Source organism: Staphylococcus sp. NWU MKU2 (assembly GCF_033283605.1).
Taxonomy (GTDB): domain Bacteria; phylum Bacillota; class Bacilli; order Staphylococcales; family Staphylococcaceae; genus Staphylococcus; species Staphylococcus haemolyticus.
The window spans coordinates 1-1,721 of the sequence record NZ_JAVSMH010000020.1 but is presented as its reverse complement, the minus strand read 5'-3'; the positions used below and the strand labels follow the sequence as shown (position 1 = coordinate 1,721).

Here is a 1,721-nt window from a genome sequence, read left to right as displayed (position 1 = left end):
CCAACGGCTACAGTGATAACATCCTTGTTAAATTGTTTATATCTGAAATAGTTCATACAGAAGACTCCTTTTTGTTATAATTATACTATAAATTCAACTTTGCAACAGAACCAATGAGGAAATAATATTATAGGATGTGATAAAAATAATTACTAAATAGATATACAAACACGAGACATTAATTTTTGCAAAGGAGTTATTATGGAAGAGTATCAAAACGCAGTAAAAACGTCAGAGGCAAAGAAAAAGGTAATTGTAACCTCCATGGGAAATGCTATTGAATGGTTTGATTTTGCTTTATATGCACAATTAGCTATTTATATTAGTCATAATTTTTTTAGTGACGTTGCCAGTCAAAATCAATTACTTTTTACATTTGGAACTTTTGCTATAGCATTTTTAATGCGCCCTATAGGAGCATTAGTTTTCGGATATATTGGGGATAAAAAGGGTAGAAAAGTCGTTTTAACAACTACCATCTCTATTATGGCGATATCTACTTTAATACTTGGTTTACTGCCTACGTCTGAGCAAATAGGTGTTTGGGCCCCTATTCTATTATTGATAGTGAGGATGGCCCAGTCTTTTTCTACAGGCGGAGAATACAGTGGAGCCATGACTTATATTGTAGAAAGTTCCCCAGATAAGAAAAGAGGCATGTTAACAAGTGGGTTAGAGATGGGGACTATGATAGGCAATGCGCTAGCAGCTATTGTTGTAGCATTACTATTATATTTCTTAAATCCTACTCAAATAGAGACTTGGGGATGGAGAGTTCCATTCTTATTAGCAGCGCCATTTGGAATAATAGTTGTTTATTTAAGATTTAAATTGGATGAAACACCTACTTTTAAAAATAAGCAAGATGTATCAGAAAATAACATTTTATACGCTTTTAAAAAATATAAAAAAGAAGCTTTTTTAATGACTATCGGAGTAATATTTTTAAATGTAAATAATTATATGTTTTTGACTTATTTACCTTCTTTTTTAAAAAGTAATATAGGAATAGATGCGCAATATTCTACAATTATTAATGCAATTGCTTTAATTCTAATGTTACCATTCATATTTTTATTTGGTACATTGAGTGATAAATATAATAATAAACGTATAATTTTATTTGGATTAACAAGCTTTATTTTCTTTTCAATCCCTGTTTTTCTCATTTTAGATTCTAACCATCATATCTGGTCAATTTTTTTAGGAGTAATGATGCTTGCTATAATGTTATCTATTTTTAATGGCGTCATGCCTTCAACTTTACCTGCGATTACTCACACAAATGTGAGGATGAAATTTTTATCTATCATATATAATTTAGGCACAGCTATATTTGGAGGAGTTACCCCTTTTATTTTATCTTTATTAAGTAATTTAAAAGATGGGGGCTTAGCGCCTGCATTTTACTTGATAGTTATTAATTTACTTGGTTTGATAGCGTTTAGTATATATTTTAAACCTACATCTAACAAACCTTTAAAAGGGTCAAGGCCAAATATTGATTTCGAAGAAATGAAAAATAAACCTTAACCAATAAACAAAAATTTTCATTTTAAAAGGAGAATCTAGTGAAACTAAAAACAAATTATATATTTTTAATTGGTTCTGTTGCAAAGTAAAAAATATATCTAACCACTAATATATCATGTCAGTGTTCGCTTAACTTGCTAGCATGATGCTAATTTCGTGGCATGGCGAAAATCCGTAGATCTGAAGGG

1 protein-coding gene is annotated in these 1,721 nt (G+C 30.1%); it reads left to right on the top strand.

What is annotated here, in order from left to right; genetic code table 11:
- Window positions 1–201: 201 nt before the first annotated feature.
- Window positions 202–1,533, top strand: a complete 1,332-nt coding sequence (locus tag SBL15_RS12875; protein ID WP_107612728.1) for an MFS transporter — start codon at window positions 202–204, stop codon at window positions 1,531–1,533.
- Window positions 1,534–1,721: the final 188 nt, after the last annotated feature.